22 protein-coding genes are annotated in these 26591 nt (G+C 72.9%); 11 read left to right on the forward strand and 11 right to left on the reverse strand.

Annotation, left to right across the window (positions count from 1 at the left end; translation table 11 throughout):
- The first annotated feature begins 105 nt into the window (after nt 1–105).
- The 6 genes from C6W10_RS01080 (at nt 106) to C6W10_RS01105 (ending at nt 7296) form a co-directional block, all read left to right on the forward strand.
- Nucleotides 106–1458 (forward strand): ABC transporter substrate-binding protein, encoded by a 1353-nt coding sequence (locus tag C6W10_RS01080; RefSeq protein WP_107255935.1) that lies wholly within the window; start codon nt 106–108, stop codon nt 1456–1458.
- Complete coding sequence (locus C6W10_RS01085) at nt 1455–2378, forward strand: carbohydrate ABC transporter permease (RefSeq protein WP_234359319.1); 924 nt, start codon at nt 1455–1457, stop codon at nt 2376–2378. The genes C6W10_RS01080 and C6W10_RS01085 overlap by 4 nt, the downstream gene beginning before the upstream one ends.
- On the forward strand, nt 2375–3196 hold the full coding sequence (locus tag C6W10_RS01090) for a carbohydrate ABC transporter permease (protein ID WP_234359320.1): 822 nt from the start codon (nt 2375–2377) through the stop codon (nt 3194–3196). The genes C6W10_RS01085 and C6W10_RS01090 overlap by 4 nt, the downstream gene beginning before the upstream one ends.
- 12 nt (nt 3197–3208) lie before the next feature.
- Nucleotides 3209–4300 carry an ABC transporter ATP-binding protein gene (locus C6W10_RS01095; protein WP_107255936.1) on the forward strand — a complete coding sequence of 364 codons (1092 nt, stop codon included), beginning with the start codon at nt 3209–3211 and terminating at the stop codon, nt 4298–4300.
- 139 nt (nt 4301–4439) lie between these two features.
- Nucleotides 4440–5867 carry a serine/threonine-protein kinase gene (locus C6W10_RS01100; protein WP_107263553.1) on the forward strand — a complete coding sequence of 476 codons (1428 nt, stop codon included), beginning with the start codon at nt 4440–4442 and terminating at the stop codon, nt 5865–5867.
- A 166-nt stretch (nt 5868–6033) separates the two neighbouring features.
- Nucleotides 6034–7296 carry a nucleotide sugar dehydrogenase gene (locus C6W10_RS01105; RefSeq protein ID WP_107255937.1) on the forward strand — a complete coding sequence of 421 codons (1263 nt, stop codon included), beginning with the start codon at nt 6034–6036 and terminating at the stop codon, nt 7294–7296.
- Between the two features lie 91 nt (nt 7297–7387).
- On the opposite strand, the gene C6W10_RS01110 is transcribed toward C6W10_RS01105, so the two are convergent.
- On the reverse strand, nt 7388–8578 hold the full coding sequence (locus tag C6W10_RS01110) for a glycosyltransferase (RefSeq protein WP_107255938.1): 1191 nt from the start codon (nt 8576–8578) through the stop codon (nt 7388–7390).
- Nucleotides 8579–8816: 238 nt separating this feature from the next.
- Between C6W10_RS01110 and C6W10_RS01115 the strand changes: the two genes are divergently transcribed.
- Nucleotides 8817–9872 carry an amidohydrolase family protein gene (locus tag C6W10_RS01115; protein ID WP_199853826.1) on the forward strand — a complete coding sequence of 352 codons (1056 nt, stop codon included), beginning with the start codon at nt 8817–8819 and terminating at the stop codon, nt 9870–9872.
- A 70-nt stretch (nt 9873–9942) separates the two neighbouring features.
- On the opposite strand, the gene C6W10_RS01120 is transcribed toward C6W10_RS01115, so the two are convergent.
- Nucleotides 9943–10401: a nitroreductase family deazaflavin-dependent oxidoreductase gene (locus C6W10_RS01120; RefSeq protein ID WP_107255940.1), complete on the reverse strand. Its 459-nt coding sequence runs from the start codon at nt 10399–10401 to the stop codon at nt 9943–9945.
- Between the two features lie 23 nt (nt 10402–10424).
- Nucleotides 10425–11321, reverse strand: coding sequence for an NAD(P)H-binding protein (locus C6W10_RS01125; RefSeq protein WP_107255941.1), 897 nt, complete (start codon nt 11319–11321; stop codon nt 10425–10427).
- 130 nt (nt 11322–11451) lie between these two features.
- Here C6W10_RS01125 and soxR point away from each other — a divergent pair, with 130 nt between their 5' ends.
- Complete coding sequence (gene soxR / locus C6W10_RS01130) at nt 11452–11892, forward strand: redox-sensitive transcriptional activator SoxR (protein ID WP_369938618.1); 441 nt, start codon at nt 11452–11454, stop codon at nt 11890–11892.
- A 179-nt stretch (nt 11893–12071) separates the two neighbouring features.
- Nucleotides 12072–12278 carry a hypothetical protein gene (locus C6W10_RS01135; RefSeq protein WP_101366221.1) on the forward strand — a complete coding sequence of 69 codons (207 nt, stop codon included), beginning with the start codon at nt 12072–12074 and terminating at the stop codon, nt 12276–12278.
- A gap of 9 nt (nt 12279–12287) precedes the next feature.
- Here C6W10_RS01135 and C6W10_RS01140 read toward each other — a convergent pair whose 3' ends face one another.
- From C6W10_RS01140 to C6W10_RS01175, 8 genes are read right to left on the reverse strand one after another with little or no spacing between them, the layout of a single operon-like run.
- A complete protein-coding gene (locus C6W10_RS01140; RefSeq protein WP_107255943.1) occupies nt 12288–15326 on the reverse strand; it encodes a glycoside hydrolase family 38 C-terminal domain-containing protein in 3039 nt (1012 codons plus the stop codon).
- Nucleotides 15323–16477 carry a Gfo/Idh/MocA family protein gene (locus C6W10_RS01145; RefSeq protein WP_107255944.1) on the reverse strand — a complete coding sequence of 385 codons (1155 nt, stop codon included), beginning with the start codon at nt 16475–16477 and terminating at the stop codon, nt 15323–15325. Before C6W10_RS01145 ends, C6W10_RS01140 begins: the two co-directional genes overlap by 4 nt.
- A gap of 16 nt (nt 16478–16493) precedes the next feature.
- Complete coding sequence (locus C6W10_RS01150; protein ID WP_199853827.1) at nt 16494–17432, reverse strand: sugar phosphate isomerase/epimerase; 939 nt, start codon at nt 17430–17432, stop codon at nt 16494–16496.
- On the reverse strand, nt 17423–18655 hold the full coding sequence (locus C6W10_RS01155) for a PHP domain-containing protein (protein ID WP_199853828.1): 1233 nt from the start codon (nt 18653–18655) through the stop codon (nt 17423–17425). The genes C6W10_RS01150 and C6W10_RS01155 overlap by 10 nt, the downstream gene beginning before the upstream one ends.
- Nucleotides 18656–18685: 30 nt before the next feature.
- Nucleotides 18686–19828, reverse strand: a complete 1143-nt coding sequence (locus C6W10_RS01160) for an ABC transporter ATP-binding protein (RefSeq protein WP_107255945.1) — start codon at nt 19826–19828, stop codon at nt 18686–18688.
- Nucleotides 19828–20721, reverse strand: coding sequence for a carbohydrate ABC transporter permease (locus C6W10_RS01165; protein WP_107255946.1), 894 nt, complete (start codon nt 20719–20721; stop codon nt 19828–19830). Before C6W10_RS01165 ends, C6W10_RS01160 begins: the two co-directional genes overlap by 1 nt.
- Entirely contained in the window at nt 20718–21692 is a 975-nt protein-coding gene (locus C6W10_RS01170) for a carbohydrate ABC transporter permease (protein WP_199853245.1), read from the reverse strand. The genes C6W10_RS01165 and C6W10_RS01170 overlap by 4 nt, the downstream gene beginning before the upstream one ends.
- On the reverse strand, nt 21667–23100 hold the full coding sequence (locus C6W10_RS01175; RefSeq protein ID WP_199853246.1) for an extracellular solute-binding protein: 1434 nt from the start codon (nt 23098–23100) through the stop codon (nt 21667–21669). The genes C6W10_RS01170 and C6W10_RS01175 overlap by 26 nt, the downstream gene beginning before the upstream one ends.
- A gap of 467 nt (nt 23101–23567) precedes the next feature.
- On the opposite strand from C6W10_RS01175, the gene lanKC reads away from it, so the two are divergent.
- Entirely contained in the window at nt 23568–26441 is a 2874-nt protein-coding gene (lanKC, locus tag C6W10_RS01180) for a class III lanthionine synthetase LanKC (protein WP_107255947.1), read from the forward strand.
- A 19-nt stretch (nt 26442–26460) separates the two neighbouring features.
- On the forward strand, nt 26461–26589 hold the full coding sequence (locus C6W10_RS01185) for a SapB/AmfS family lanthipeptide (RefSeq protein WP_101366223.1): 129 nt from the start codon (nt 26461–26463) through the stop codon (nt 26587–26589).
- Nucleotides 26590–26591: the final 2 nt, after the last annotated feature.

A 26591-nucleotide genomic window follows, 5' to 3' on the forward strand; every position in this document is an offset into this window, starting at 1 on the left:
ACACCAAGCTTGCGAATATGTGCACTTGTGACACTCCGCTCCAGCCGGCACCGGTGCCCGCTCAGCAGCCGAACCGGGCCGGCACCACCGTCACGGGGAGGCACGATGGCACGACACGCAGGCACGCCCGGCACCGACCTCCGGCTCGACCGGCGCCGGCTGCTCGGGCTCGGCATCGCCGCCGGGGCCGCGCCACTCCTCGGCGCCTGCGGCGGCGCGTCGACCAGCGGCTCGGACGAGGAAGGCTCGATCACCTTCCTCTCCACCCAGTTCACCCCTGTCGAGGAGCGGCAGCGGTTCGAGCAGATCCTCCGGGACCGGGTGCCCGGCGGCGCGGTCGCGTACAACACGGTCGAGCCGAACGTCTTCTCCTCGACCATCACCTCCCAGGTCGGTGCCGGGCGGGTCCAGGTCAGCCTCGCCGGTGGGCTGCACGGCGACTTCGCCCCGCACGCCGACAAGTTCGAAAACCTCGACGACCTCGCCGGCAAGCTCGCCGACCGGAAGTTCCCGGCCGACCTCGCCCAGCTCGGCAAGCTGGCCGGCGGCGCCACCACCTACCTGCCGTGGATGCAGGCGTCGTACGTGCTCGCCGTCAACAAGCGGGCGTTGCAGTGGCTGCCCAGCGGTGCCGACGTGCAGAACCTGACGTACGACCAGTTTCTGACCTGGGTCGGCGACGCCCGGCGGGCCAACGGCAACAAGCCGGTCCTCGGCCTGCCCTGTGGCCCGAAGGGTCTCTACCACCGGTTCTTCCAGGGCTACCTGCTGCCGAGCTTCACCGGCGGCCAGATGACCACCTTCCGCGGCCCGGAGGCGGTGCGGGCCTGGCAGTACATGGTAGAGCTGTGGGCCCAGACCGCACCCGCGTCGACCAACTACGACAACATGCAGGAGCCGTTGCAACGCGGTGAGGTGCTGATCGCCTGGGACCACGTCGCCCGGCTGGTCAACGCCCCGGGCGACAAGCCGGACGACTGGGTGATGGCGCCCGCGCCGCGCGGCCCGAAGGGGCTCGGCTACATGCTGGTGGTCGCCGGGCTGGCGATCCCGAAGGGCGCCCCCGAGTCGGACCGGGCACGCCAGGTGATCGAGGCGCTGACCACCCCGGACGTGCAGTTGGAGGTGCTGCGCCGCAACGCCTTCTTCCCGGTGGTCGAGGCCGCTCTCCCGACCGACCTGCCGCCGGCCGTGGCGCTGGAGGCCGAGGCGGTACGCCGGCAGCAGGAGGCCGAGGGTGCGGTGCTGGCCCTGCCCCCGGTGGGGTTGGGCGCCAAGGACGGCGAGGTGTCCCAGATCTTCAAGAACTGCTTCAAGGAGATCTGTCTGGACCGCCGTCCGGTGCAGCAGGTCCTCGACCGGCAGGCCCAGCAGCTCAACACCATCCTGGACGAGGTGAAGGTGCCCTGCTGGCGCCCGGACCCGGTCGCGGCGGGGCAGACGTGCCGGGTGCAGTGACCACCGCGCCGGATCCGGCGCCCACCGAACCGTCCCGGACGGCACCGGCCCGCCCGGACCGGCGGCGGGGACGTCCCCGGGTACCGACGGCGGCACTGCTGGTCGCCCCCTCGGTGATCTTCCTGGCCGCGCTCTTCCTCTGGCCGATCGTGGTCGGGGTCGGGCAGGCGTTCACCGGCGCCGACGGGCCCACCCTGGCCCACCTGCGCCGGATGCTCGACGATCCCTACTTCTGGACGGCGACCCGGAACACCGCACTGCTGATCGTCGTACTGATCCCGTTGCAGTTCGCGTTCGCGCTGACCATGGCGCTGCTGCTGCGGGAGCGGCCGAGGCTGTCGTCGTTCTACTTCTACGTCTGGTGCGTACCGCTGGCGATCAGCGACCTGGCCGCCGGGCTGGTCTGGCTGTCGATCTTCGCCGACCGTGGTTACCTGAACTCGGTCCTGGCCCACCTCGGGCTCGGCGACGGCTACGCCTGGCTCTCCTACGACAACGACACCACCATGTTCGTCGCGGTGTTGCTGGCCGAGCTGTGGCGGGCCACCTCACTGGTACTCGTGATCGTGGTGGCCGGGTTGCAGAACATCCCGCGCGACTACGACGAGGCGGCGGCGGTCTTCGGCGCGACGTACTGGCAGCGGCTGCGGTACATCATCCTGCCGCAGTTGCGCCCCAGCCTCCAGGTGGCGCTGATCCTGCGTACCATCCTCGGGTTGCAGACCTTCGCGGTCGCCCAGGCGCTCACCGGCCGGAGCTTTCCGCTGCTGGTCGGCGAGACCTACCAGTGGTACGTGGCGTTGCAGAACGAACGAGTCTCGGCGGCGATCGCCCTGGTGATCATGCTGATGTCGCTCGGCACCGCCGTGGTCTACCTGCGGGTGCTGCGCGACCCGGCCGCCACCGGCGGTGGCCGGTGAGCCGGTTGCGGGCGGCCCGGCGCCGCACGATCGCGATCCACCTCGCCTGTGTCGCGGTGACCCTCTTCATGGGGCTGCCGATCTATCTGATCGCGCTGGCCGCGCTCTCCAGCCGGGAGTCGCTGAACCGCTTCCCGCTCTCGCTGCTCCCCACCGACGTCTCCACCGAGACGATGCGGGTCTTCCTGGACAGCACCGGCGTGGTCGGCGGGTTCCAGAACTCGGTCGAGGTGGGGCTGCTCAGTCTCGCCCTGTCGCTGGTCCTCGGGGTGCCGGCCGGTTACGCCGTGGCCCGGTACGCCTTCCGGGGCCGGGAGCCGTACCAGCTCTTCCTGCTGCTCACCCGGGCGCTGCCGATCGTGGTCCTCTCGGTGCCGCTGGCCCGGGTCTTCCTGGCCACCGGGCTCTACGACACCACCTATGCGGTGGCGCTGCTGCACACCGCGCTGGCGCTGCCGACCACCGTACTGATCACGTCGGCGATCTTCGTGGCGGTGCCGGTCGAGCACGAGGAGGCGGCGATGGTCTTCGGTGCCAGTGCGCCGAGGGCGTTCGCCCGGGTGGTACTCCCGCAGGCGCTGCCCGGGATCGCCGCCGCCGCCATCTTCACCTTCGTCACCTCCTGGAACGAGGTGCTCGGGGCGGCGGTGCTCACCCTCAACCGGCGTACCCTGCCGGCGCAGGTGCTCTCGACGCTGGCCGACTCGCCGCTGGCGTTCCGGTTCGCCGGGGGCTTCGCGCTGGTCGTACCCGCCCTGGTCTTCATCGCGTTCATGCGCCGCTACTTGTTGAACATGTGGGGAACCACGATCCGCTGAGAGGGACGAACGTTGGCCGAGATCGTGCTGCGGAACCTGGTGAAGACGTACCCGGGAACCCGCTCCCCCGCCACCGACGACATCAGCCTGGAGGTGCGCGACGGCGAGTTCCTGGTCCTCGTCGGGCCGAGCGGCTGCGGCAAGACCACCCTGCTGCGGATGATCGCCGGGCTGGAGACCCCGGACTCCGGCAGCGTGCGGATCGGCGGCCGGGACGTGACGGAGCTGCCGGCCCGGCAGCGTGGCCTGTCGATGGTCTTCCAGTCGTACGCCATCTGGCCGCACATGCGGGTACGCCAGAACATCGCGTTCGGGCTGACGATGCGCAAGACGCCGAAGGCGGAGATCGACCGGCGGGTCGGCGAGGCGGCCGAACTGCTGCACCTGTCGGAATATCTGGACCGCTATCCGGCGCAGCTCTCCGGCGGGCAGCGGCAGCGGGTGGCGGTGGCCCGGGCGATCGTCACCGACGCCGACGTGCTGCTGATGGACGAGCCACTGTCCAACCTGGACGCGCTGCTCCGGATGGAGTTCCGCACCGAGTTGAAGCGGATCGTCGGCAAGCTCGGCACCACCACCGTCTACGTCACGCACGACCAGGCCGAGGCGCTCTCCCTCGGCGACCGGATCGCGGTGCTGCGCGAGGGCCGGGTGGCGCAGATCGGCCCGCCGCTGGAGGTCTACGACCACCCGGCCGACGAGTTCGTCGGCGGTTTCCTCGGCGCCCCGCCGATGAACTTCCTGCCGGCCCGGGTGGACCGGACCGACGGCCCGGCACGGTTGCGGATCGGCGACCAGTCCACCCCCGCACCACCACTGCTCGGCGACTATTCCGGTGACGAGGTCACGGTGGGGGTCCGGGCCGAGAACATCGAGGTCCACGACGCCGACGGGCCGGACCGGCTGGCGGCCCGGGTGGAGGTGGTCGAGCCGACCGGCGCGGCCATCCTGCTCACCGTGGAGCTGGCCGGCCGGCAGCTCAAGGTGCAGGCGCCGTCGACGTTCCGGATCGCCCCCGGCAGCCCGGTCTGGCTCGCCGTCGACCCGGACCGGCTGCGCTGCTACCACCCCGCCGACTCGACCGCGATCGGCGTCCCCGGCTGATCCGGCGACCGGCCCGGCCGGGGCGGTGGAGCGGTCGAGGTGCCCTCCGGGTACGGTGATCCACGGCTCCATCCGGTCGATGCCCCGCTGCCGCCGCCGCGATTGGGTACCCGCCCGCCCCGCTGGGTACGGTGTGCACGTGCTGGAATCGGGAGTCCTGCTCAGCGGGCGTTACCGCCTGGACGAGCGTGTCGCCACCGGTGGGATGGGCGACGTGTGGCGCGGTACCGACGTGGTGCTCGGGCGTCGGGTCGCGGTCAAGGTGCTGCTTCCCTCGCTGCTGGCCGACCCCGACTTCATCGCGCGGTTCCGGGCCGAGGCCCGGATGCTGGCCACCCTGCACCACCCGGGCATCGTGCAGGTCTTCGACTACGGCGAGGACGAACTGCCGACCGGCCGCACCGACTACCTGGTGATGGAGTACGTCGACGGCGAGCCGCTCTCCGCGCGGATCCGGGACACCGGCCGACTCGGCGTGGTCGACGCGATGCACGTGGTGGCGCAGGTCGCCCAGGCGCTGCACGCCGCGCACCAGGGCGGGATCGTGCACCGCGACGTCAAGCCGAGCAACCTGCTGGTGCAGGCCGACGGCACCGTCCGGCTGCTCGACTTCGGGGTGGCCCGCTCGGTCAACATCACCAGCATCACCAGCTCGAACGCGGTACCCGGGACCGCGCTCTACATGGCGCCGGAGCAGGCCGCCGGCAAGCCCGTGTCGGCCGCCACCGACATCTACGCGCTCGGCGCGGTGGCGTACCAGTGCGTGGCCGGGCAGCCGCCGTTCAGCGGGGAGAACCCGTTGCAGGTCGCGGTGAAGCACCTGCACGAGGATCCGGATCCGCTGCCGGCGGACGTACCCGCTCCGGTGGCCGAGTTGATCGGCCGGGCCCTGGCCAAGGACCCGGCCGACCGGTATCCGGACGCGGCGGCGATGGCGACGGCGGCCCGGGCCGCCGCGATCCACCCGGAGGTGGTGGCGGCGGACGCGGCGGGCGGCGTCGACGGCGGCGGGATCGCCCCGGCACCGTCGCCGACCGCGGTCACCGGGCTCGGCGTCCGCGCGGCGGCGGGCGGCGCCGGCCGGGCGGGCGGTGCGGGCGCGGCGAGCGGGCCGAGCACGCTGACCGACAATCCGGTGGTCGGCTCGGGCGGCCGGGACCGGGAACCGGGCATCGGCATCCTCACCCTGGCCGGGATCGCCGCCGTGGTGGGACTGGGCGCGGCGGTGGTGACCGCGGTGATCGCCCTCAAGATGGCCGACGACGCCCCGGCGACGAACGCGCCGCCGTCCCCGACGCCCAGCAGCAGTGCGACGGTGGAGGCGCACATCCCGGATCAGCCGTCGGCGACGGTACCGGACGGGCAGGAGACCAACCCGGACCGTCCTCGGGACACCCCCCGACCGCGTCCCACCACCTCGCCGAAGCCGAGCCCGACTCCGGACAGCGAGCCGACCGAGGAGCCGACCGAGTCGACGCCGCCGACGAATCCGCCGCCGACGAATCCGCCGACCGGTCCGGAGAACCCGCCGGGCAGTGGCGGGCCGGTCGAACCGGGCAACGGCTGAGCCGTACGGCATCGCACCGTTGGTAGTCTCCGCACTACAGACGGTGCGCTGGGTCGTGTCGTCGGTCAGAGCGCGAAATACTTCCCTTTATCCCCGTTTCCAAGGTGATCAACGATAAATCCCCCTAAGGTGTGCTCGACGTTGTCGAAGCCCGGTGGGAGCCCCTATGAGCAGGGAAAAGCTGGTCGTCGTTGGTCAGGGATACGTCGGCCTGCCCCTCGCGGTGGCCGCCGTGGAGTCGGGACTGGACGTGGTCGGACTCGACCTCGACACCGACCGGATCAAGCGACTCGGCAGCGGGGAATCCTTTGTCGAGGACATCTCCGACCAGCGGCTCGGCGCGGCCCTGGCCACCGGCCGCTATCTGCCCACCAGTGACTACGCCGACGCCCGGGACTTCGACGTCTGCGTGATCAGCGTGCCGACACCGCTGCGGGACGGCGTACCGGACCTCAGCTATGTGGAGCAGGCCGGGGCGGCACTCGCCCCGTACGTCCGCCCCGGCTGCACCGTCATTCTGGAGTCGACGACCTATCCCGGTACGACCGAGGAACTGCTCCGGCCACTGCTCGAGGAGGGCAGCGGGCTGCGCAGTCCGGACGACTTCCACCTCGGCTACAGTCCGGAGCGGATCGACCCGGGCAACCCGGTCTGGGGGCTGGAGAACACGCCGAAGGTGGTCTCCGGGATGGGGCCGGCGGCGCTGGACCGGGTCGACTCGTTCTATCGCCGGATCGTGGAGCGGACCGTACCGGTCGACTCGACCCGGGTCGCCGAACTCACCAAGCTGATCGAGAACACGTTCCGCCAGGTCAACATCGCACTCGTCAACGAGTTGGCCACCTTCAGCCACCAGCTCGGCATCGACATCTGGCAGGCGATCGACGCCGCGGCGACCAAGCCGTTCGGGTTCATGTCGTTCCGGCCGGGCCCCGGGATCGGCGGGCACTGCCTGCCGATCGACCCCTGCTATCTCTCCTGGCAGGTGAAGCGCCGGCTCGGCCGGCAGTTCCGCTTCATCGAGCTGGCCAGCGACATCAACCACACCATGCCGGAGTACGTGGCACAGCGGGTGATGGCCGGGCTGAGCAGCCGGGGTCGCCCGCTGCGGGGCGCCCGGCTGCTGATGATCGGCCTGGCGTACAAGAAGAACACCGGTGACCTGCGGGACTCCCCCGCGATCGACCTCGCCGGCCGGCTGCACGCGCTCGGGGCCCGGATCAGGGCGGTGGAGCCGTACGCCGACCCCCGGCACGTGCCGACCGAGCTGGCGATGGTCGAGCTGACCGAGGAAGAGGTCCGGCTCGCCGACGCGGTGGTGGTGGTCACCGACCACGACGGGCTCGACTACGACATGATCATCAAGACCGCCCGGTACGTCTTCGACAGCCGCGACCGCTGCCGCGGCCCGGTGGTCGAGCGGCTGTAACCCCCACCGAGCATGTCCGCAGAGGCGGATGGGTCGGTGCCCAGTCGCTTCGTCAAAAAGTCGGTGTCGCTTCGCCAGACGGCAGCGCGGGTCAGCGGGCGCGGGCCAGCGCGCCGACCGGCTCGACGTGCTCGGTCGGCCAGCAGCCCCGGGCCATCGCGAGCCGGTGGTAGAGGTCCCGGGTCGCCGCCACCAGCCGGGGCGTGCCGAACGCCTCCCTGGTCTCGGTCAGCGCCGTCCGACCCATCCGCCGCCGCAGCTCGTCGTCGCCCAGCAGCCGCAGCACCGCCCGGCTCAGCCCGTCGACGTCCCGGCGGTCGCAGAGCAGTCCGGTCCGGTCGTGCCGGACGACCTCGGCGGTGCCGCCCACGTCGGTCGCCACCACCGGCCGGCCGGCGTGACCGGCCTCGACCAGCGTCAGCGGCGTCCCCTCGTGGTCCGAGGTCTGCAACACCAGGTCGGCGGAGGCGTAGACCGTCTCCAGATCCGACCGCCAGGGCAGGAAGGTCACCTCGATCCGGCTGGCGGCGGCCGCCCTGACCGTCTCGGCCAACCGGTCACCCTCGCCGCAGACCACGAACCGGACATCGGAGCGGGTACGCCGGACCGCCCGGGCTACCGCGAGGAACCGGTCCGGCCGTCTGGGCGTACTCAGCGGACCGAGGTACGCCACCACCGGCCCGGTCTCGGGCAGTCCGAGGGTGCGCCGCGCCCGAGCCTGCTCGGGCAGCGGAGACAGGCTCGCCCCCGGCGGCATCACGATGTACTGGTCGGGGCGGCCGATCGAGGCGGCCAGCAGGTCGTCGCGTACCCGGGCACCGACCGCGACCAGCGCGTGGCTGGCCCGGGCCAGCACCGCCTCGGCGCCCGCGACGAGCTGGCCGGCGACCGGCGGTGACCCGGGCAACGGATGGGTGTGGAAGCTGTGCACCCGGATCGGCACCCGGCAGGTGACCGCCGCGACCCGGCCCAGCAGGCCGGCCCGCAGGTCGTGGGTGTGCACCAGGTCCGGCCGGAAGTGCCGGATCTCCGCGATCAGCGCGGCCGTGGCCCGGATGTTGTCGACCGGCCGGACCGGGCGACGGAGCGCGGGCAGCACCCTGACCGGTACGTCGGAGGCGCGCAGCCGGCGGTAGTCGCCGGCACCCGGCTCGACCGGGCCCGCGTAGAGCCGCTGCTCGAAGCGGTCCGGGTCCAGCCCACGCATCAACGCGCCGACCTGCGGCGCGGCCTCGCCCACAGCCATTCGGGAGATGATCCGCAGCACCCGAAGCGGTCGCATGACCAGACCTTTCGCGCGTCGCGGCAGGACCGATCCGGTGATCGGTCGCGCCGAAATCAACCTTTGATCCCGTTATACGCCTATCTGTAGAGATAGACCGATGATCTGGCAAATTTGGAGGGTCGACAGTGGCCGACCGGCCGGATCGGCCGATGTCGACGAAGGTCGGCGGGCCGGGTCTGCCGGTAATGTGGTCGCCCATGACAGCGCAACCCCGGGCGAGTTCCGGCCGGGCCCGGTGAGCGTCCTCCGGGTACGCGGGCGCGCCCTGCCCGACGGCGAGTGGGTCGACCTGTACGCCGACGGCGACCGCTGGACCACCGACCCGGTCCGGAACGCCGAACTGGTCGCCGAGGGGTGGCTGCTGCCCGGCCTGGTCGACGCGCACACCCACCCCGGGGCCGAGGCGCCCGGTCGACCGCTGGACGAGAAACTGCTCCGCGTCGACCTGGGCCGGCACGCCGAACACGGGGTGACCCTGATCCGCGCGCCGGGCCTGGCCGGTGAGCCACCGCCCTGGTTCGGCATCGACCCCGACCTGCCGCGCGCGGTCCACGCCGGACCCTGGATCGCCCAGCACGGCCAGTTCTTCGCCGACTGGGGCCGCCGGGCCGCCCACGCCGACCTGCCGGAGGTCGCCGCCGCCCAGGCCGCCCGTACCGGTTGGGCGAAGGTGATCGCCGACTGGCTGCCGGGCGACGACCCGCTGCCGGTGGAGGTACTCCGGGCCGTGGTGACCGCCGTGCACGACGCCGGGGGCCGGGTCGCCGTGCACACCCAGCACGCCGCGGGCGGCGCGGCGGCGGTGGCCGCCGGGGTCGACTCGGTGGAGCACGGCATGCACCTGGACCCGGTCCTGCTGCACCGGATGGCGGAGCAGGGCACCGCGTTGACCCCGACACTGTCGATCATCACCGGCGCACTCGACCGGCTGCGCGACGCCGCCGACACCCCACGTCGGCGCTGGGGCTTGTCCGGTGCCGTCGCGCACGGGCCACTGGTCGCGGCCGCCGCCGAGGCCGGGGTCACGCTGCTGGCCGGTACCGACTCCCGGCCGCACGGACGGATCGCGGACGAGGTGCGCGCGCTGGTGGCCGCCGGGGTACCCCCGCACGTCGCGCTCGGTGCCGCGTCCTGGACCGCCCGGGACTACCTCGGCCTGCCGGGCCTGGTTCCGGGCGCTCCCGCCGACGCCGTCGTCTATCCCGACGACCCCCGCGACGACCTCGACCGGCTGGACCACCCCAGCGCGGTGCTGCTGCGGGGACGACTCGTCCGGGCAGCCGCCGGATAGTCGGCAGCCGCTGCCCCGTCCCGGCCGACGGTCCAGCCCGGACTCGACCCAACCGGACCGGACCGGTGGCTCAGTGGCGTTCCAGCAGCACCACGGGGATCTGCCGGGACGTCTGCTCGGCGTACGTCCGGTACATCGGGAAGATTCCCGCCATCAACTCCCAGAGCCGGGGCCGCTCGGCAGGGTCCGCCACCCGCGCTCGGGCGGCGAACCGGTCGGCCCGGACCTGTACCCGCACCGACGGGTCTGCCCGCAGGTTGAGAAACCAGTTCGGGTGGCGGGCGGCGGCGCCGTTCGAGGCCACCACGACGTACCGGTCGTCGTCCCGGCCGTAGATCAGCGCGGTCCTGCGCAGCGCACCGGTCCGCCGTCCTCGGGTGGTGACCAGCAGGGTCGGAAAGCCCTGGTAGTCGTGTCCCTCCGCCCCGTCGGTCTCCAGATAGCGCCGGACGTGCGCCGACACCCAACCGGTGGGGCTGTCCCGTACCTCCCCCGGCGCCTCGTCCCGTTCGTCGTGCGTCCCGGTCATCGGTCTCCCCCGGCCGTCCGGCATCACAGCCTACCGCCCCCGTGCGGTGCGAGGTCCCGCACCGGAAGTGGGCGGAAGTCGTCCGCGTGGTCGGCCGCCCACTCCCGGAAGGTACGCGCCGGTACCCCGGTCACCTGCCGCACAATCTGGGTCACCGGCTCCGCTTCGCTGACCAGCCCCGCCCAGTACGCCAGCGCCCCGTCGACCTGCCTGCCGTCGCCCCACGCCGCGAGGAGTTCCCGGCGAGCCTGCTCGACCGGGATCTCCACCCAGTGCACCGGCCGGCCGATCGCCTCGCCGATCAGCCGCGCCTGCTCGGCCTGGGTCACCGGCTCCGGCCCGGTGAGCACGTACTTCCGGCCGGCGTGCCCGCGCTCGGTCAGCGCCCGGACCGCCACCGCCGCGATGTCACGTTCGTGGATCAGTGACCGGGCCGCCTCGCCGTAGACCCAGCGGACCGTTCCGGTGGCGCGGATCTGCTCCGCCCACTCCAGGGTGTTGGTGGCGAAGCCGCCGGCGCGCAGGAAGGTCCAGGTCGACCCGGAGGCCTCCACCAGCCGCTCGACCTCGCCCCAGAACCCGTTGCGGGCCGGGTCCTGGTCGTCCCGGACGTTCATCGCGGAGAGGTAGACGACGTGCCTCCCGGGTGCGGTGACGGCGTCCACGACCGCCGGGGCCAGCTCGGTGCTGAAGAACGGCCAGAGCAGGAAGACCCCGTCGACCCCGGCGGCTGCCCGGGCCAGCCCGGCCGGATCGGCGAGGTCGCCGCGGACCGGGGTGGCGCCGTCGGGCAGGTCGGCCCGGTCGGGATCCCGGACCAGCGCCCGTACGCCGACACCGGCCGCCAGCAGCCCGCTGACCACGTGCCGTCCCACGTTCCCGGTCGCGCCGATGACCAGGACTGTTCGGTTGTCGCCCATGTCGGTTCCCCTTCGTAGCAGCGGGGCCGACCGGATGTGGCCGGCCCGGGGCCCCGGTGCGGGACCGCCGACCCCAGGCTCGGACTTAAACAAAGGTTCAAGTCAAGCTAGCCTCGGCGGGGTGACGGCAATCTCTTGGCAGGCGGAGGAACTCACGATCGGCGAGCTGGCCGAGCGCAGCGGCGTACCGGCGTCGGCACTGCGGTTCTACGAGCGGCAGGGGCTGATCGGCAGCCGTCGTACCTCCGGAAATCAGCGGCGCTACCACCGCAGCACCCTGCGAAAGGTCGCCTTCATCCGGGCGTCGCAGAGCGTCGGGATCCCGCTGTCGGTCATCGGAGAGGTGCTCGGCTTCCTGCCCGAGGGCGTCGCGCCCACCCGGGAGTTCTGGCTCCGCGCATCGGAGTGCTGGAGCGCCGAACTGAACAACCGGATAGCCCGGCTGGAGCGGATGCGCGACCTGTTCACCGAGTGTGTCGGCTGCGGCTGCCTCTCCTTCGAGCAGTGCGGGCTGGTCAACCCGCGAGACGTACTCGGCGAACAGGGCTCGGGACCGCGCCGGATGCAGTGACCGGTCCCGCCGCCGCCCGCCGGACGACTCAGGCCCCGCCTCGGGCAACGGCGGCGTTTGCACGGGATCGGGCGATGGGTATCAGGTCCGCAACACTCCCGGCGGGCCGGGGCCGGCAGGGGGTTCGCAGCCGGTCAGCGCGCCGGGGCGATCCGCATTCCACCCCCGAGGAGGCTCTCATGCGTTACGGATCGATAGGCGGCGTCATCGTACTGCTCTGGCTGATCATCGGCGCGATCGCCGCCGGGCAGCGCGGCTACTTCGACCGCAGCAACGACAACTGCGCCGAGGTCGGCACCACCATCGTGACGGTGATCGCCGGACCGCTCAACTACGTCGGGTTGAACCCCGAGATCGAGTGCGACGTGCCCGAGCCGTCGCGCTGACCTGGCCGGTCAGTACCGGTCGACGGTTTCCTCGTCGTCCGCGCCCGGGTTCCCGGTGGCGAGTTCGAGCTGCACGGTGGCGATCTCCCAGGCCCGCAGCGGCAGCCGGACCGACCCGTCGACACCCACCGACAGTGCCGCGCCGGGCCGACCCAGCAGGTCGGCCCGGCGCGCCGCGCGGATCGGCCGACCGGCCCCGAGGGTGGCAACCGTGTCGGCGGGATGCTCCGCCACCACCCGCACCTCGACCAGGCCGTCCCGGTCCCGGACACTGCTCAGCACCACCCCGCCCCCGGCCACCGAGAGACCGGTCCGGGCCGGCGGGACGGCACCGCCGGCCGGACCGGTGCCGGCGAAGCTGAGGAACCCGTGCCGGTACGCCTCCGCCGCCGCCGGCACCCCTGCGGCATGCCACCCGCCCCGGAACGGCAACAGCGCGAACTCGGCCGTCCGCTCCCCCCGGCACTGTGCCGACGGCGTCGGCACCTGCGGCCCGGCCGGCTCGTCCCGCATCGAATTCCGGTTCCGGGAGAGCATCCCGACCGACCGGAGCAGGGTCAGTGCCAGTTCCCGGCCGTCGTCGACCAACTCGTACTCGCTCGGCTGGGTGAGCAGCACCGCCAGCGAGCCACCGGCACCGCCGGCCGTCACGAAGCCGGCCGCCGGATAGGTCGGCAGCGGTACCTCGCCGGAACCGCCCTCACTGGTCAGCCCGCGTGCGACGACCGCGAACTGGCCCTGCGCGTACGACACGTCGGCCCGGGACGGCAGCGGCAGGTGTGCCCGTACCCGATGGTCCGCCGACCGGTTGTCGAAGCTCACCGTCACCCGGAGGAACGGCTCGGCCGCCCGCAGCTCCAGTCGGGTCGCCACGGTCACCGACTCGGTACGCACCGAGCGGGTCCCCGCCGCCACCTCCGCGTCCACCGGCCACCGATAGGTACGCAGCACGTCGAGTACCGCCGTGACCGGTCCCTCGTGCAGGATCGCGGTCCGCACCGACTGCGGCTTGTCGACCAGCGAGTCCGTTGCCGGCGGCGCGTAGTTGTAGCTGTCCCCGACGTCTCCGCCGTCGACGATCCGGCCGAGTCCCTCGACCCGCAGCCCGTCGGGGGTGTGCAGGCCCAGTGTCCCGTCGTCGGCCACCTCCACCCGGAGCAGCCCGTTGTCCAGCGTCCGGCCCCAGGCCCGGGCCGGCGGTGGCCCCGCGTCCCTGTCGGCGAGCGTGCCGGCGTCTTCCGGATCGTTCCGGGTGGCGCCGTCCGCCGGTACCGGCCGGACGCTGGTCCAGCCGAGTGCGGGCACCTCGACCAGCGCGGCGACCGTCGCCCGGGGTTCGGCGAGGATCCGCACCCGCCACCGCCGACCGGTACCGCCCGGCCAGCCCGCCCAGCCGTTGCCCGGGTCAGCGTGCGCGACGGATCCGTGCGGCTCGGCGGCGGCCGGACGAAGATCGGTGGTGCCGGCGGTGCCGGCGGTGTCGGCGGTGTCGGTATGGGCGGTCGCCTCGGCCAGGGCCGCCCGCACCTCCGCGACGTCGAACGCCTGGTCACCGTGGCGGGCGACGTGGAAGGTGAGGGCGCCGGGCCGACCGGGGGATCCGTCGGGACCGGCCGGCCGGGGCGGCGAGACCGACCACCGGGTGACCTCCTGGCCGTACAGCTCGGTGCCGTGCAGCCGGGCCAGCACGACGGGCAGGTCGGCCTCGTCGTACCAGTCGTCGGCGAGCAGCGTCGGTGCGGCCGCCAGCCGCTGGGTGGGCACCATCCGACCGGCGCTCGTGTGCAGGGCGACCGGGGCTCCGGGGCCCGGCAGGGCGACGTCCAGCCGCACCAGCGCGGTCCGGGGGCGGGGCGTCGGGTTGAAGACCGCGTAGCCGTCCCGGGGCGTGCCGGCGGCGTACCGCCCGCCGACCAGGTCGTGCACCGCCCGGCCGAGTTGTTCCGCCTCGGCGATCCGGGTCGCCACCTGCTCGGCCGTCTCGTCACAGCCGCAGCCGGTCACCGAGTCGTGGCAGCTCGCCTCGATCAGCCGGATCCAGGCCATGTCGAGGAAGCGCTGCGCCGAGGCGTCGAACCAGAGGGTGCGCAGTGGTTCGGCGTACCGCTCGACGCAGCGTTCGGCCCGGCCCATCGCCTGCTTCAGGTGCGCCCGCACCGAGTAGACCCCGGGCAGGATGTTCGCCCGGGCGTGTGAGCGAAGTTCGCCGCGTACCTCCGGCAGGCCGGCGACCCCGGTCGGCTGCTCGGCGAAGTAGTCGGTCAGGGTGCCGAGGCGCAGCCGCAGACCGGTCCGCTCCGCCGCCTCGGCCAGCAGGTCGGGCGTGGCGGCGGCCGGGGCGCCGTGGTCGGCGCCGTACATCGCCAGCATCGGGGCCGTCGGTTCGGCGTCGTCCGGGCGCCAGGCGGCGAGCCGCTCGGCCAGCTCGGCGGCGCGGCGGGCCACCAGGGCAGGGTTGTCCACCAGGCCGGCGGCGTTGCCGTAGCCGCCGTGCAGGTATTCGGTCCGGATCGTGGTGCCGTCCGGTGCCGTCCAGGCGAAGGCGGAGCTGCGTACCCGGTCCGGCACACCCCGCCAGACGCAGGCGTGTGCCAGCCCGGCACCGGCCAGGATCTGCGGCATCTGGGCGACGTGCCCGAACATGTCGGGCAGGTAGCCGACCGGCATGGCGGCGCCGAAGCCGGCGGCCCGGCGCAGCCCCAGCTCCAGGTTGCGGACGATGTTCTCGCCGGAGCAGAGGAACTCGTCGAGCAGGATCTGCCACGGGCCGACGGCCAGCCGGCCGGCCGCGACCAGGGCGGCGACCCGGTCCCGCCGCTCGGGGCGTACCTCCAGGTAGTCGTCGACGGCGGCGAGCTGGCCGTCCAGGGTGAACCGCTGGCGCGGGTCGCGCTCCATCCGCTCGAACACCTCGTCGAGGAGCGCGACCAGGCGCAGCCGGAAGCGCTGGAACGGTTCGTACCACTCCCGGTCCCAGTGGGTGTGCGGCACCACCACAATGCTCGCCGGTACGCCCGCCCCGGCCCGCCCACGCCCGTCCGTCGTCATCCGGTCGCCGCCTCTCCACCCACCGCCGTACCGGTCAGCTCCCCGAACCGGCGGACCACCTGTTGACTGGTCACGATGTCGGCCGTGCCGCCGGCCAGCCCGGTCCGGGGCGGGGCACCCGTGGTGACCATGGCGTGGAAGGCGACGAGTTGCCGCTCGAAGGCCGAGACGTTGCCCCGGTGGACGCAGCGGCGCTCGACCCCGTCGTCCCCGTCGTTCCCGTCCCGCACGGTCAGCGTGGCCGGCCGGTCCGGCCGGTAGGGGGTCGGGAAGACCAGCTCGAACGAGCCCCGGGCGTGGTGCAGGGTGACGGTCTCCCGGTAGCCGGGGTAGTCCGGCAGGTAGAGCCAGCGGATGCCGTACCGGCCGCCCGCCGGCAGCTCGCCGCTGACCTCGACCGAGGGTTCGTGTCCGGGTGCCGGCTCGGCCGGCCAGAGCGCGACGTGCTGCACCGTGCCCGGTGCGCCGGTCAGCAGCCGGAGCAGGGACAGGTCGTGCGAGACACTGTTGATCATGATTTGGTAGAGCGCCCGGACCGCCGGGTCCGGCCCGACCGCCCGGGTCAGCAGCTCGTCGGCGCGCTCGCGCAAGCCCCGGACCCGTTCACCGTCCGCGTCGGTCGGTGTCGGTGCCAGCCGGTGGGCGGCGAGCTGCGACCCGCCGCTCGGGTGCAGCACCGTCACCTCGACCGCGTGCACCGCCCCGGCGCCGCCGATCCGGTCGAGTCGGCGGGCGAGTTCGACCACCACCGGGTCGTACTGCTTCATGTAGCCGACCATCAGCCGGTCCTCCCCGGCCGCCAGCGGGGCCAGCTCGGCGGCCTCGGCCCGGGTGTGCGCGAGCGGCTTCTCGCAGAAGACCGGTACGCCCCGGCGCAGCGCCGCCGCCGCGAGGTCGCCGTGCGAGCCGGAGGTGAGCAGCAGCACCGCGTCCAGGCCGGCGACGTCGAGCAGCTCGGCGCCGTCGACCAGCCGGCACCGCTCGGGTACGCCGTAGCGCCCGCCCACCTCCCGGGCACGGCTCGGCGACAGGTCGGCGACGGCGACCAGCTCGAAGAGGTCGCGACGGCGTTCCAGCAGCGGCAGGTGCACCGTCTGGGCGATCACGCCCAGCCCGGCGACCGCCACCCGGAGCAGCTTCCCCGGGCTCACACCCGCACCCCGCCCGTCACCGCAGACCCAGCCCGTGCAGATACTCCCGATTGGCCCGCTGCTCGGCCAGCATCGCGGCGACGTCGCGGCGGCCGGCCGGGGCGTCCTGCTCCACCACCAGCCAGCCCGCGTAGCCGATCTCGCCAAGCGCCGCCAGTACCCCGGGGATGTCCACCCCGCCGGCACCGAGCCGGCAGAACCCGCCGGCCGCCACCACCTCGGTCAGCCCGCCGCCGGCCAACCGGACCCGGTGGTGCGCGGCCAGGTCGGCGTCCTTGACGTGCACCTGACGGATCCGGGCACCCCAACGGCGTACCGCCGCCACCGGGTCACCGCCGGCCAGCCAGAGGTGACCGGTGTCCAGGCAGACCGAGACGTCGGTCAGCTCCAGCAGCCGGTCCGCCTCCTCCGCCGTCTCCACGTCCGTGCCGAGGTGGTAGTGGAACACCGGTTCGAGGCCGCGCTCCCGGCACCGGTCCGCCGCCCGCTGCACCCGGCCGGCGAAGCCCGGCCAGGCGTGCGCCGGCAGGGCCAGGCCGGGATCGTGTGGCACGCCCGGCCGGGCCATCCGGGCCGGGTCGGCCGAACAGGCCAGCGTGGGCCGGGGCGCGAACCGGGGGTCGTCGACCGGGGCCGCGCCGAAGACGTCCAGCGCGGCGTCCAGACCGGGCAGGTCGGCAGCGAACCCGTCGGGGTCGGCGAAGCGCAGATCCACCCAGCCGCCGGCCAGGCCGAAGCCGACCCGGTCCAGCCGGCGCCCGAGCCCGGCTCCGGTGCCGAGGTAGCCGAGCGGGCCGCTGTCGATGCCCCGGTAACCGGCCTCGGCCAGCCCGTCGAGCAGCTCCTCCGGGTGCAGCGGCGCCGCGTCCGGGGCGTAGATGCCGAAGCTGACCGGCGCGTTCGCCACCCGTACGGCTGCGGCCGGGGGTGCGGGGTCGTCCGTCGTCAGGCGCACAGCGCGATCACCTCCGTCCGGTACGACTCCAGCAGGTGCAGCCCGTTCACGGCGGGCAGCAGTACCCGGTCGCCCCGGATCACCTGTCGTGCCCCGTCCGGCCGGATCAGCACCGTCCCGTCGGCGTCCAGGGCGAGCAGTTCGGCACCGAGCCGGAGCAGCAGCGGCGCGTCCGGCCCGGCCGACACGGCGGTACGCCCCGCCGCCAGCCCGGCCAGCAGCGCCCCGGCGTCCGGGGCAGAGGTCGGGTCCTGCCCCGCCTCGGCCAGTACCCAGCTGGTCGGGGTGCCCGGTGCCGGGTCCCCGGGCCGGTGGAAGTCGCTGCCACCGACCGGTACGACGTCCGGCCGCCAGGCCTGCGCCCAGGCCAGCGGCGCTCCCCAGGTCCGGTCCCACCAGCCGGAGTGCCAGATCTCGGCCAGCCGGGGCCGACTCCGCAGCGGCTGCCGCCAGGCGCAGTCGACGGCGAGCGGATGGTTGATCGAGAGCAGCCCGCCGGCCAGCTCCGCCGCCGCGACCCACTCGTCGGCCGGTCTCCGGAAGTCGATCCAGCCGGTCGGGCCGAAGACGTTGGCGTGGCCGCGGTCGGTGGTCACCTCCTGGCCGGGGAGCAGGGTGACGCCGTACCGGGCGCTCGCGGCGGGCAGTTCGGGGTGGTGGCTCACCGTGTTGTGGTCGGTGACCGCGAGGAAGTCCAGGCCCTGGCCGGCGGCGAGGGCGGCAAGTTCCGGCACCGTGCTGGAGCCGTCGCTGTGCACGGTGTGCGCGTGCAGGTCACCGGCGAACCAGCGAAGCCCGTCGACGGCCGGTACGGGTCGGCCGGGTCGGCGCTCGGGCCGGGCCGGGGCGGGGGCCGGCTCCGGCGGTGCCGGTCGGGTGCCGCTGGTGGTGGCGGTGACCGTGAAGTCCAGCCCGTCCGGCGGGATCCGGTGCAGCCGGAGCAGCACCTGCCACTGCCCGGGTTCCAGCTCGCCGGGGAGATAGCCCGGGGTCGCCCAGTCGACGGCGACGGTGAACGCGTCCCGGGAACCACCGGACCAGCCCCGGAAGCCGGCCGTACCCTGGCAGCCGAGGTCCAGCACCCCGGCCTCGTGCGGATAGTCCAGCCGTACGCTCAGCGCGGCGGTGCCGGGCGGCACCTCCACCGGCAGCGGCCGGATCATCTCCGCCGCGCGGTCGTCGAGGGTCCATCGCCCCCGGTGCGTCGTCACCCGGTCCCGCACTGCCGCACCTCGATCCGCTCGTCCGTCCCGTCAGCCAGATCCGCCCACCGCACCGCCGACCACCGCCGGGGCGCCGGCCGGTGCGGCGGCGCCGAGCAGTTCGCCGTCCCGGTAGAGCAGCGAACGGCCCTCGCGCGGCAGCACCCAACCGGTGTCGCCGAGTTCCGGCTCGTGGCCCTCCGGCACCACCACCTGGAGACCGACCCCGGAGACGCCGTCCGTGTCGGGCAGGTCCAGCGAGACCAGCGAGCTGCTGCCGAGGTTCTCCACCACGACCACCCGGCCGGAGAGCGCGTCCGGCACCGGGGCGGGGTGCAGGTCGAGGTACTCCGGGCGTACCCCGTAGACCACCCGGTCGCCGTCGGCGACCAGGGTGCGGGCCGGTTCGGGCAGCGGCAGCCGGGTCCCGGCGACCAGCACCGCGTCGCCGGCCACCTCGGCGTCGAGCAGGTTCATCGGGGTGGAGCCGATGAACCCGGCCACGAAGGTGTTCGCCGGGCGGCGGAACACCTCGACCGGGGTGCCGACCTGACGGATCCGGCCGCCCTCCATCACCGCGATCCGGTCCGCCAGGGCCAGCGCCTCGGCCTGGTCGTGGGTGACGAAGACGCAGGTGACCCCGAGTTCCCGCTGCAACCGCTTGAGGAAGGTCCGGGCCTCCAGCCGGAGCCGGGCGTCGAGGTTGGAGAGCGGTTCGTCGAGCAGGAAGACCTGCGGATGGCAGGCCATCGCCCGGGCCAGCGCGACCCGCTGCTGCTGGCCGCCGGAGAGCTGGCCGGGGCGCCGGTCGAGCAGCCCGGTCAGGCCCAGCTCGGCGGCGGTCCCGGCGGCCTTGTCGCGCCGGGCCGACCGGGGCACCTTCTTGATCCGCAGCGGGTAGCCGATGTTCTCCTCGACGGTCATGTGCGGGAAGAGGGCGTAGTCCTGGAAGACCATGGCCACGTCCCGGCGACCGGGCTGGAGGTTCGTGACGTCGCGGTCGCCGATCTCGACGGCGCCCTCGGTGGCCACCTCCAGCCCGGCGATGGTCCGCAGCAGGGTCGTCTTGCCGCAGCCGGAGGGCCCGAGCAGTGCGAAGAACTCGCCGTCGGCGATGGTCAGGTCGAGCCCGTCCAGGGCCCGGACACCGCCGGGATAGACCTTGCCGAGCCGGCGCAGGGTGATGGCGGCCATCAGCGCTTGATCCCTCCGTGGAACCGGAAGCCGTACCGGCTGCTGACGAAGACGAACATCAGCACCACCGGCAGCGAGTAGAGCAGCGAGAAGGTCGAGAGCAGCGCCAGGTTCGCCTGACCGCCCTCGGTGTAGAGGGTGTACATGATCACCGCTGCCGGGGCCTTGTCCGGGTTGCGCAGCAGCAGGAACGGCACCAGAAAGTTGCCCCAGACGTTCGCCACCGCCCAGACCGCCACGGTGGCGAGCCCGGGTCGGACCATCGGCAGCACGATCTGCCAGACGATCTGCACCGGGCTGGCCCCGAAGACCCGGGCCGATTCCTCGTACGAGGTCGGCGTGCCGTCCATGAAGTCCTTCAGGATGAAGATCGCCGCCGGCAGCAGCCCTCCGCTGAGGATCAGGATCACGCCGAGCCGGGAGTCGATCAGGTTGAGCCGGAAGGCCAGCTCGTAGAGGGGCACCATGGTGGCGGTACCGGTGACGATCGAGGAGAGCAGCAGGAGTCCGTAGAGGAGCGCGTCCCGGCCCGGCATCCGTACCCGGCTCAGCGCGTACGCGGCGGAGGCGGCGAACGTCACCACCAGGACCGCCGTACCGCCGGAGAGCAGGATCGAGTTCCACAGCGACCGGAGCGCGTACGGGTTGTCCAGCAGGGCCCGGAAGTTGTCCAGGGTGAACTCGGGCAGCGAGGTGGTGATCGTCGGGGTCCGGTCGAAGGGTGCGGTGGCGAGCCAGAGCAGTGGCAGCGCGAAGAAGCCGAGCACCAGGGAGACGAAGGTGTAGCGGCCGATCTGGGCCAGCGCGCCCCGCCAGCCGAGGGTCGCCGCCGGGCCGGTCGCCGCCGGACCGGTCGGCGCGGGACGGGTCGTCGTCTCCGGGCCGGCCGTCATCGCCGGGCCTCCCGCCGCTGGCCGAGGGTGCGCAGGTAGACCAGCGCGATGACCAGGTTGATCAGCAGCATCAGGAAGGAGATCGCCGCGCCGAACCCGAGTTCACCACCGGATAGGGCGATCTTGAATACGTAGACCGGGAGGATCTCGGACCGCTGCTCGGGACCGCCCGCGGTGATCAGGAACGGGGTGAAGTCGTTGAAGGTCCAGAGGCTGATCAGCAGCAGGTTGGTCAGCACGTGCCCACGGATGCGCGGAAAGACCACGTCGCGCAGTTGCTGCCAGCCCGAGGCCCCGGCCAGCCGGGCGGTCTCCAGGTGCGACGGCGGCACGTTCTGCAGGGCGGCGCCGTAGAGCATCATCGAGAAGGCGGTGCCGCGCCAGGTGTTGAAGAGGATCACCGACAGCATCGGGTGGTCGAGCAGCCAGGCCATCCCGGGGGTGCCGAGCAGCGCGTTGAGGGTGCCGGCGTCCCGGTCCAGCAGGGCGATCCAGAGGAACGCCACCACCGAACTCGGCAGGATCCAGGCGAGCAGGACCAGCGCCTCCACCACCCGGCGTACCGGGCCGTGCCGGTCACGCAGCGACCAGGCGATCGCGAAACCCAGCCCGGCCTGGCCGAGCACCGCCGAGCCGAAGACGAACTGGAGGGTGAGCCAGAGCGAGGTACGGAACCGCTCGTCACCGAGGGCCGCGGTGTAGTTGTCCAGCCCGACCACCTGCGGGTCGGCCGCGGCCAGCCCGGTGAGCCGGTAGTTCGTGACGCCGAGGTAGATGGTCCAGAGTGCCGGGACCACCAGGAAGAGGACGATCAGCACCAGGCCGGGCAGCACGAACCCGCCCGCCAGGGTCCGGCCCAGCCCGGCGGCGTCGGCACGGCGGGCCAGCGGGGTACCCGGGTCGGCCCGGAGTGTCGCGGACCCGCCGGTGTCGACGGTGGTCGGGTCAGGAGACGACGTTGTCCGCGCCACCGACCAGCCCCGCCAGCTTCTTCTGGTAGTCCGCCGCCGCAACGTCCGGCGCCTTGCCGCCGACCACCGCCGCGGTGGCCTCCTGGATCGCCACCGACACCTGTGGATAGACCGCCAGCGGCGGCCGGGCGGCGGTGATCGGCAGGACCTTCTCGGCCACGAACCTGAGCATCGGGTCGCCGGCCAGCACCTCGTTGTTGACGTCGGTCCGGGCGGTGATCCGGGGTACCTCACCCAGCTCCGCCTTCACCGCCTCCGCCGAGTGCATGAAGGTGAGCAGCTCGAACGCCTGGGTCGGGTACTTCGAGTGCGGGTTGAGCACCCGGACGCTGCCGCCGGACATGCTGACGAAGTCCTGCCCCCGGATGCCGGCCCCGGGGTTCTTCGCCGGGATCAGCGCGTAGCCGACGGTGGCGTCCCGGTCGGCCATCTTGGCGATGCCGGCCTTCGGCTCGACGACGCTGCGCCAGAAGTAGTCGCCCTCGGCGAGGATGCCGACCTTGCCCTCGGCGAACCGCTGGAACGCCTTGTCCCGCCCCTTCGCCTCCTGTTGCAGCAGCGGGTCGCCGAGCCCGCCGGCATAGACCCTGGCATAGAAGTCGAGCATGTCCCGGACCGGTGCGGTGGCGCCGCTCCACTTGCCGTCCGCGTAGACCTCGCCGCCGGCACCGGCCAGCAGCGGCAGCGCGCCCTGCATGCTGGTCGCCTCGCCCATCGCGGTGCCGGCGTTGATCTGGATCGGGGTCACCCCGGGCAGGCTCTTCAGCCTGGTGCCGGCGTCGAGGATCTCCTGCCAGCTACGCGGTTGCCAGTCGGCGGGGAGGCCGGCCTGGCCGAAGAGCTTCCTGTTGTAGTAGAGCACCCGGCCGTCGGTGCCGATCGGGATGGCGTACCGCTTCTCCTCGAAGCGGCCGAGCCCCTGCACCGCCTCCGGGATCTGTGCCCAGCCCTCCCAGGAGTCGGTCTCCGCCCCGGCCACCTCGGAGAGTGGCTTGAGGTATCCGGCCTGGGCGAACTCCCCGACCCAGATGCCGTCGATCGAGATGACGTCGCCGCCGGACCGGGCCCGCAGGTCGAGCGCGAGCTTGGTCTTGTACTGCTCGTCGTCGACGCCGCTCGGCAGGAAGGTCACCTTCGCGGTCACGCCCTTGGCCTTCTGCGCCTCGACGAACCTCGGGATCACCCAGTTCTGGATCCACTCGGCACTGCGGGAGTTCTTGCCTCCGGCGATCGCGTTGTCGGTGATGGTCAGCGTGATGTTCTTCGCGTCCCTGCCGGCGGGCTCCGAGGAGTCCCCGCAGGCGGTGGCCGCCAGCACCATCGCCAGCACGGTGCCGACCGCGCCCGTCGCGCGGCCGACCGCCGGTCCGGTCGTACGGCCCCACCGGCGCCTGCGCCGATCTGACATGTCCGCCTCCCCGCGCCAACGATCGATCTCGAACGACCTCACCTTTGGCAGAATGTCATGACAGCCTGACGACGTAAATAGATCTACTCGAAATCCACCGGCAACCGCGAGGCGGACCGCTGACCTCGCCGTCGGCGCCGCGCGCCCCTGCCCTCCCCCGGGTGTACCGGCCGGCTCCCGGGGCGGTCAGGCCGCAGTGGAGGGCTCGCCCGACGGGCCACCGACGCCGCTCCGCGATCGCGGACGTACCGGAACAGACGTCTCCAACCAGCGGTGATTCGTATATCCGGATTTAGCAATATTGATGGTTTTCATTCGGCCGGCGGCCCTGACATTTGTCATAGGTACCCGTGCATGACGCACCTTGGGGGATGACTTAACACACTAGTAACACCTCGGACCCGACCAGGAGACTCGGATGCATCGATGGAGCACGGTCGCCCAGGGAACACCCGAGGAGCCGCGAGATGGACGAGAGATACGACGCCTACTGTGCGGTCGATCCACTGTTCTACGACTCGCTCAGCACCACCTCCGCGACCGCCGCCGCCGGGTTCACCGCCGCCGACCGGCCGGTGCCGGCCGGCTGGCAGCGCGAGCCGAGCGACGACTGGCTGATCTACGGCCCCGAGGACGGCACGCTCCCCCAGCAGGGCTGGAAGATCCACGTGTCGGCCTGTCTCGACAATGCCGACCGGATCCTGGACAGCGTCTTCGACTACTGCGTACCCCGGGGAATCTCGTTCAAGTTCCTCCGTGGCCCGCGGATGCTGCTGATGCGCAACTCGAAGTACGCCCGGCGCGGCTCCAGCGGCAAGTTCGTCACCATCTACCCCCGGGACGAGGCCGAACTCGAACTCGCCTGCAAGGAGCTCGCCGAACGGCTGGACGGCGAGGCCGGGCCGTACATCCTCAGTGACCTGCGCTACGGCGCCGGCCCGGTCTACGTCCGGTACGGCGGCTTCGCCGCCCGGTACTGCGTCGGCGACGACGGCCAGGTGGTACCCGCGATCGAGGACGGCACCGGAACCCTGGTACCGGACCGGCGCGACCCGGTCTTCCACGTACCGGACTGGGTGACCCTGCCCGAGTTCCTCGGCCCGCACCTCGCGGCCCGCAACGCGACCACCACCACGGACCTGCCGTACCGGATCGAACGGGTGATCCACTTCTCCAACGGCGGCGGCCTGTACGTCGGCCGGGACACCCGCACCGACGCCCAGGTGGTACTCAAGGAGGCCCGCCCGCACGCCGGGCTGGACGCCACCGGCACCGACGCGATCACCCGACTGCACCGCGAGGCCGAGATGCTCCGCCGGCTCGCCGACGTGCCGGGGATCGCCCGGGTGCACGACGAGTTCGTCCTCGGCGACCACCACTTCCTCGCCCTGGAGTTCGTCGAGGGCCGGGCGCTGAACAAGCTGATCGTCGAGCGCTACCCGCTGGTCGACGCGGACGCCACCCCGGCCGAGCTGGCCGACTACACCGACTGGGCACTGCGGATCCACCAGCAGGTGGAGCGGACCGTCGAGGCGATCGCGGCACACGGCATCGTCTACGGCGACCTGCACCTGTTCAACATCATGGTCGGCCCGGACGACCGGGTCACCCTGGTCGACTTCGAGGTCGCCGCGCCGGTGGCCGAGGCGACCCGCCCCGCGCTGCGCAACCAGGCCTTCGCCGCCCCGCGCGACCGGACCGGGCTGGCCGTGGACCGCTACGCCCTGGCCTGCCTCCGGCTCGCCCTCTTCCTGCCGCTGACCCAGATGGTCCGGCTCGCCCCGGCCAAGGCCGCGCACCTCGCCGACGTCGTCGCCGCGCACTTCCCGGTGCCGCGCGACTTCCTGGACGCGGCCGTCGCCGAGATCACCGGCGACGCCATCCGCACCGACGCGACGCGGACGGCCGACACGACGCGGACGGCCGACACGACGCCGACGGCCGACACAATGCCGACGGCCGACGCGACGCCGACGGCCCGCCCCGAGAAGCAGGTGCCGAACATCGGCGCCGGAGAACCGCTGCCGGCCAGCCACGCCGGGGACCCGGCGCGGGGCCGGGCCACCCACCCGGTGCCCGGGGCCGAGGACTTCGCCGCCGACCCGACGGCCTGGCCGAGACTGCGCGACCGGATCGCCGGCGCCATCCTCGCCAGCGCGACCCCGGACCGCGACGACCGGCTCTTCCCCGGCGACATCGACCAGTTCCGCACCGGCGGCCTGAACCTCGGGTACGGCACCGCCGGCGTCCTGCACGCGCTGCACGCCACCGGCGCCGGCCGGTACCCGGAGTACGAGGACTGGCTGGTGAAGCGGGCCCTGCGCCCGGCCTCCGGTACCCGCTGCGGCTTCTACGACGGACTGCACGGGGTGGCGTACGCCCTGGAGCACCTCGGCCGCCGGCAGGAGGCGCTCGACGTACTCGACATCTGCCTCGGAGAGCCCTGGGAAGAACTCGGCGAGGACCTGGTGAGTGGGCTCTCCGGCATAGCGCTCAACCTCGCCGAGATGGCGGACCGGACCGGTGAACCGACGTTACGGCAGGCTGCCTGGCGCGCCGCCGAGTTGGTCGCCGACCGGTCGGCCGACGGCGCCGGTGCGCCGGCCGGAGGCGACACCGCCGGCAGCACCGGCGCCGGGGCGCAGATCAGCGGCGGGCAGCACCCGTACGCGGGACTGACCCGGGGGCGAAGCGGCCCGGCCCTGATGTTCCTCCGGCTCTACGAGCGCAGCGGTGACACCGGACTGCTGGACCGGGCCGGTGACGCGCTCCGGCACGACCTGCGCCGGTGCGTGGTACGCCCGGACGGGGCGCTGGAGGTCAACGAGGGCTGGCGGACCATGCCGTACCTGGCACACGGCAGCGTCGGCATCGGACTGGTGCTCGACCAGTACCTCCGGCACCGGCCGGACCCGGAACTCGCCGAGTCCGCCGACGCGGTACGGCGGGCCGCCCGGGCACCGTTCTACGCACAGTCCGGGCTCTTCGCCGGACGGGCCGGCATCATCGCCTACCTGGCCGCGCGGACGCCCGACGGCAGCCACCCGACCGGGGAGCGGCCGAGCGGTGCCGAGGCGGACCGGGAGGACGACCGGACCGAACTGGACCGGCAGGTGGGCCGGCTGGCCTGGCACGCGCTGCCGTACCAGGGCTTCCTCGCCTTCCCCGGCGAACAACTGCTGCGGCTGTCGATGGACCTGGCCACCGGGAGCGCGGGCGTACTGCTCGCCACCGGGATGGCCCGGCACGACGAGCCGGTGACGCTGCCCTTCCTCGCGCCGCTGACCGGCGCGACCAGACTCCCCTCGCTGCCGCGAGGGGCACATCGGACCGAACAGTAAAGGAGGAGGTGAAACAACCATGGCGCTTCTGGACCTTCAGGGGATGGAGCTGGCCGACCGCACCGGTGGGGGCGGCGGTGGCGGCGGTAGCCGCGCGAGCCTGCTGCTGTGCGGCGACAGCTCGCTGTCCGTGACGACCTGCAACTGATC

It is taken from the genome of Plantactinospora sp. BB1 (assembly GCF_003030385.1).
In the GTDB taxonomy this organism is placed as follows: domain Bacteria; phylum Actinomycetota; class Actinomycetes; order Mycobacteriales; family Micromonosporaceae; genus Plantactinospora.

Bases quoted from the DNA above. Each gene is read 5' to 3' on its own strand.
- C6W10_RS01080 (WP_107255935.1), top strand. From the start codon at position 106: ATGGCACGACACGCAGGCACGCCCGGCACCGACCTCCGGCTCGACCGG.
- C6W10_RS01105 (WP_107255937.1), top strand. From the start codon at position 6,034: ATGAGCAGGGAAAAGCTGGTCGTCGTTGGTCAGGGATACGTCGGCCTG.
- C6W10_RS01110 (WP_107255938.1), bottom strand. From the start codon at position 8,578: ATGCGACCGCTTCGGGTGCTGCGGATCATCTCCCGAATGGCTGTGGGC.
- C6W10_RS01120 (WP_107255940.1), bottom strand. From the start codon at position 10,401: ATGACCGGGACGCACGACGAACGGGACGAGGCGCCGGGGGAGGTACGG.
- C6W10_RS01125 (WP_107255941.1), bottom strand. From the start codon at position 11,321: ATGGGCGACAACCGAACAGTCCTGGTCATCGGCGCGACCGGGAACGTG.
- C6W10_RS01135 (WP_101366221.1), top strand. From the start codon at position 12,072: ATGCGTTACGGATCGATAGGCGGCGTCATCGTACTGCTCTGGCTGATC.
- C6W10_RS01140 (WP_107255943.1), bottom strand. From the start codon at position 15,326: ATGACGACGGACGGGCGTGGGCGGGCCGGGGCGGGCGTACCGGCGAGC.
- C6W10_RS01160 (WP_107255945.1), bottom strand. From the start codon at position 19,828: ATGGCCGCCATCACCCTGCGCCGGCTCGGCAAGGTCTATCCCGGCGGT.
- C6W10_RS01165 (WP_107255946.1), bottom strand. From the start codon at position 20,721: ATGACGGCCGGCCCGGAGACGACGACCCGTCCCGCGCCGACCGGTCCG.
- C6W10_RS01175 (WP_199853246.1), bottom strand. From the start codon at position 23,100: ATGTCAGATCGGCGCAGGCGCCGGTGGGGCCGTACGACCGGACCGGCG.
- lanKC (WP_107255947.1), top strand. From the start codon at position 23,568: ATGGACGAGAGATACGACGCCTACTGTGCGGTCGATCCACTGTTCTAC.
- C6W10_RS01185 (WP_101366223.1), top strand. From the start codon at position 26,461: ATGGCGCTTCTGGACCTTCAGGGGATGGAGCTGGCCGACCGCACCGGT.